At 39.6% G+C, this 4,657-nt stretch carries 3 protein-coding genes; all 3 read left to right on the top strand.

Features of this window, described 5'->3' with window-relative positions; all coding sequences use genetic code 11:
* Positions 1-291: 291 nt before the first annotated feature.
* The 3 genes from DB41_RS10880 to DB41_RS08130 all read left to right on the top strand — a co-directional run bounded on the left by DB41_RS10880 (position 292) and on the right by DB41_RS08130 (position 4,423).
* Positions 292-2,103, top strand: coding sequence for a leucine-rich repeat domain-containing protein (locus tag DB41_RS10880; protein WP_052244035.1), 1,812 nt, complete (start codon positions 292-294; stop codon positions 2,101-2,103).
* A 32-nt stretch (positions 2,104-2,135) separates the two neighbouring features.
* On the top strand, positions 2,136-2,270 hold the full coding sequence (locus DB41_RS12555) for a hypothetical protein (protein ID WP_255350929.1): 135 nt from the start codon (positions 2,136-2,138) through the stop codon (positions 2,268-2,270).
* 176 nt (positions 2,271-2,446) lie between these two features.
* On the top strand, positions 2,447-4,423 hold the full coding sequence (locus tag DB41_RS08130; protein ID WP_052244034.1) for a leucine-rich repeat domain-containing protein: 1,977 nt from the start codon (positions 2,447-2,449) through the stop codon (positions 4,421-4,423).
* Positions 4,424-4,657 lie beyond the last annotated feature (234 nt).

Raw genomic sequence — 4,657 nt, 5'->3', positions numbered from 1 at the left:
GCCTCTTAAGATTGTGAGTGTCAATTTTAAGTGTGTCCCCTCACTCCATGAAGGGGGGGCTCATTAAAATTGATGCGAACAATCTAAAAAGGGCAAAACACTTTAAAAAATTAGGTTAAGAAAAAAAGATCTCAGATTTTACAGAAAAATTGTTGCACAATCAAAATAAAAATTGCTTAAAAAAGAGAGAAGGATTAAATCTTATACACATAAAAGCTAGGGCAAGCTCTTAAAAAGGCACATTAAATATGAACCTAATAAACTAACTGGCCATATCATAAAGGAGCTTATATGATACCCTCTACTCCTATTTCAAGCGCACAGACAGACTTTAGAACCATAGTCTCAGAGAATATAGAAGATGCTGTGTCAGGAGAGTTGATGAACCGGGCGGTTACCTTGATCCCTTGTGGTCATACTTTTAATGAGGATACCGCTATCCAATGTTTAGCGCGTAATAAACTCTGCCCTCTGGATAGGCAGCTTATTGAAAGATATATACCCAACTACACTATCAGACACCTAGCCGATACTGCCGAGTCGCATCCTTTAGAAGAACATAAGCACGAACCTAGCCCAGAAGCTGTAGAACATTTCCTACAGGGCAAAGAAAGTGCTGAAAAAGGAGATCATACATTAGCTATAGAAGCTTTATTGCAAGCTTTACAATTAAGCCCTACTTATGAAAAAGCTCAGGCTTACCTAGAATTTTGCCTTAAACGTTCCTCTGGTTTTCCTTCCTCGATTTTATCATCCTCCTCTTTAAAGCCATTGTCACTTCCCTCCGAACAAGATAAAGAAAAATTGTCTTTTTCTACGGAATCTTCTAAAGAACGCTATAATGAACTTTTATTTAACCTTTTAGAAGAACCGCAAATTCAAGCCAATCCAGCTTTAAAGGAAATGCTTGAAAACCAATTAGAAGAGCTGGTCAGCCAGGAGGGTGAAGAACTGACCGAGAAAGAAAAGGTAAGCTATCGATGGACAAAAAATTTATTAGGTGAAAATAAAAAGGTGAGGCAATTTGCCCTAGAAAAGCTGCAGCAAATTTACCAGCAGCCTTCTTCTCTTCCTATAGCCCCTCCTCAGCTTTCCACTATTAGCATTCAAGCTCTTTCTTCAGACCCTACGGCCTCTCTTTATAACGAGATAATCAATTTTCACTTTCCATATGAAAGTGGAAATCTTATCGAGCATGCTCGTATTGTGGATCAAATTTATAAAATTGAACCTGTCCTATCCGTTGAAGCAAAAGTGAAGCATATTTTTAAGCACCTCTTGACCTTAGCTAAATCTCTTTCTCCTTTAGAGTTCGAAGAAGAAAATAAGAAACAGCAGGATTTCAGTTTTGCTAGCTATACCTCCTATCTTATAAATAATAACCGTCTCTTACTTTGGCAGAAGCTGGAGGGAGGAAAAAATTATTTAAATCAAGAAGAAGTTAAAGTTTTGCCTCTAAAGAAAAAAGGAGAACTTTTAAAAGGGTGGATAAAAAAGCAGCCATTACTCTTCTTCCCTACTAGTCTAACTTTAACGGCTTTAGGCCTAACCTTTTTACCTCCTGAGATTGGACAAATGCCTAGGCTAAAATACCTTAACTTAAGCCAAAATCAGCTAACCTTTGTACCTGCCGAAATTGGGCAGCTTTCTCAGCTGCGCGGTCTTAATATAAGCAATAATTATCTAACGGCTCTTCCTGCGCAAATTGGAAAGCTTTCTCTGCTGACTGGCATGGATTTACAGCAGAACCAGCTCACCGCTCTCCCTGCGGAGATTGGACAGCTGCCTCAGCTGAGAGGCCTTTACTTAAACGATAACCAGCTTGCCTCCATTCCTAAAGAGATAGGGCATTTATCCCAGCTAAGAACGCTTAGCTTGAAGCAAAACCGACTCACTGCTCTTCCCTCCGAAATAGGAAATCTTTTTAGATTAGAAACGCTCGACTTACAGCAAAACCAGCTAACTGCTCTTCCTGCTAAAATGAGACAACTTCGTGAGCTGTCTGCCCTGGATTTAAGTCAAAACCAGCTCACTACTATTCCTAAAGAGATACGACAGCTTCCTCAGTTAGAAAAACTTGAAGCCAGTGGAAATCCGCTTTAACATGCGTTTAAAACTGGATTCGAGCAGACTGGGTGATAGAAAATAGTTTGCATCATGCGATGGATATGTTTTTTAAAGAAGATGCTTTATTAAGTGATGTAGGCTTTAGTGCTAAAAAGCATGGCTTTAATCAGGCGCTTAGCTGTCAACATAATAAGAACTATTGATTCGCAAGGAGGGATTGCCGATGTTAGACGAAATGCCACTTATGCACCTGATTATTCGAGAGGATTGCTAGGCAAGGTGTTTGTCAAATAATTTTCATCTGAACACCCTGTAAAAATGTCTAAAAAATATATTTATATTTATTTAAATAATTATTAATTTTAAAGAGGCACTATTAATGAATGTAATTCCTTCTATCACCCTTAAAGACTTACCTAATGAAATACTTTCCTATATTTTAAAAGATTGCGTCAACCCTCCCTTATTTAGCGTTTGTAAAAGATGGCGGCATCTTTTGGCGGATGAAGTCATGCCCTGCATTTATAAGCAAATAGTTAAAGTTCATTTTCCTCATGGAAATGTTAACGAGCAGGCTCTTATTTTAGATAGGATTTATAAGCTAGAAGATGAGCTTTCTGAAATTACAAAGGTAAAAGCAATCTTTAACCAAATCTTTACTTTATCTAAGTCTCTTTCTCCTTTGGAATTCAAATGGAAAACCGAGGAAAAAAGATATTTTACCCTAGCTACTTACTACTCATATCTTAAAAATATTAATCGTCTTTTAATGTGGAAACAAATTCCAGGAGGAGAAGAATACTTAGATCAAGAAAATATCAAGCATTTGCCTTTAAAAGATAAAGGAGAGCTTTTTAGGGAGTGGATTGAAAGGCATGGCAAGGGTATTACGAAGTTAGACTTAGGCTTAATTGACTTAACCTTTTTACCCGCAGAGATAGGTCAGTTTTCTCATCTCAAAGTCCTTGGCTTAAGCTGCAATCGGCTTACTATTCTTCCTGCAGAAATAAAGCAGCTCTCTCAGCTGCAAGTACTTTACTTAAACAATAACCAGCTAATCTCTCTTCCTGCAGAGATAGGGCAGCTCTCTCAGTTGAAGGAGCTTCAATTAAGCGGAAGCTTGCTTACCTCTCTTCCTGCAGAAATAGGACAGCTTTCTCAGTTGGAAGCCCTTCAATTAAGCGAAAACCTGCTTACTACTCTTCCTGCAGAGATAGGAAAGCTCTCTCAGTTGGCGGTGCTTTATTTAGAACGTAACGAGCTTACCGCTCTTCCGTCTGAGATATGGCAGCTGTCTCAGCTGCAAAAACTTGACTTAAAAGACAATCAAATAACCTTTCTTTCGGCAGAGATAGTGCGGCTGTCTCAGTTGGAAGAGCTTTATTTAAATGGCAACAACCTCACTTCCCTTCCTACAGAAATAGGGCAGCTCTTTCAACTTGCATTGCTTGATTTAGGATATAACGAGCTTACCACTCTTCCTGCAGAGATAGGACAGCTTTCTTATCTAGAGACGCTTAGCTTAGACGATAATCAACTCACCACTCTTCCTGCAGAGATAGGACAGCTTTCTTATCTAAAGACGCTTAGCTTAGAGGATAATCAACTCACCACTCTTCCTGCAGAGATAGGACAGCTTTCTTATCTAGAGACGCTTAGCTTAGAGCATAATCAACTCACTACTCTTCCTGCAGAGATAGGACGGCTCTCTCGGCTGAGGCGCCTTAGGTTAGAACATAATCAACTCACTACTCTTCCTACTGAGATAGGGCAGGTTTCCGGGCTAGTAGAGCTTATTTTAAATAATAACCAGCTTACCACTCTTCCTGCCGAGATAGGACAGCTCTATCAGCTACAAACGCTTTGGCTAAACAACAATAAGCTCACCACTCTTCCTGCAGAGATAGGGCAGCTCTCTCGGTTGGGAGAACTTAGGCTAGAGCATAATCAGCTCACCATTCTTCCTGCAGAGATAGGGCAGCTCTCTCAGCTGGGAGAACTTAGGCTAGAGCATAATCAACTCACCATTCTTCCTACAAAGATAGGCCAGCTTTCTTATCTAGAGACGCTTAGCTTAGAGCATAATCAACTCACCACTCTTCCTGCAGAGATAAGGCAGCTCTCTCGGCTGATAAAACTTAGGTTAGAACATAATCAGCTCGCTACTCTTCCTACGGAGATAGGACAGCTTTTTCAGCTACAAATGCTTCGGCTAAACAACAATAAGCTCACTACTCTTCCTGCAGAGATAGGGCAGCTTTTTCGGCTGATAGAACTTAGGTTAGAGCATAATCAATTCACCACTCTTCCTGCCGAGATTTGGCAGCTTCCTTGTTGCTCCATCAAAGTGGATTGAAAGCCTTCTCAAACGGTAGCAGGATGACTTGCATATCCTTGCTAATCTAAGTTCCATATAAACTGAAGGATGTAAGACGCTTTGAAGCTTTTTTGCACGTAAGGAATACTGATAGTTCATGCGCTAGGTTTAAGAGGTTTAGAGAATAGAGGAGATGTATAAAGCTTTTGAAAAAACCACTTTTAAGCCAATTCATTTGTTGAAAATAATTTTTAAGAAATCTATGTTTTTGCT

It is taken from the genome of Neochlamydia sp. TUME1 (genome assembly GCF_000813645.1).
In the GTDB taxonomy this organism is placed as follows: domain Bacteria; phylum Chlamydiota; class Chlamydiia; order Chlamydiales; family Parachlamydiaceae; genus Neochlamydia.
This window is presented reverse-complemented; position numbering and strand designations above follow the sequence as displayed.